We start from the raw sequence: 375 nt of genomic DNA on the forward strand, positions 1-375 counted from the left end.
CCTGGCCACCGGCTTCCTGGCCGGCCTGGAAGAGGCCAAGGCCCGCCGCGCCGGCTACGAGCGCTGCATGCGCGCCCGCGGCTACACCAAGGTGAGCCTGACGGCCGAGGAAGAGACGGCGCTGAAGGCGGCCAAGAAGCAGCCCGAGCGCGAGGCCTGGTTCGCCGCCCTGCTGTCCCGGTCCGACCTCGCCCAGCGCATCGAGGCCGCGCGCGCCGACATCCTGGACCTGCCGCCGGTTCCCGACGCCAAGATCGGCGCGGCGGGCCTGGTCTTCGACCTGTCGCAGGCCAAGGCGGCCGAGGGCGCGGTGGGCGAGGGCGGCGCGCTGGCGACCCTGCCGGCCAGCCACCTGGCGACGGCGCGGCTGACCAC

General features: G+C 76.0%; 1 protein-coding gene. It reads left to right on the plus strand.

What is annotated here, in order from left to right; all coding sequences use genetic code 11:
• Positions 1-375 (plus strand): hypothetical protein (locus AC1DKR_RS21405; RefSeq protein WP_478035222.1); only part of this gene is annotated, 375 nt, incomplete at both ends.

Source organism: Stenotrophomonas sp. 01N47 (assembly GCF_056399165.1).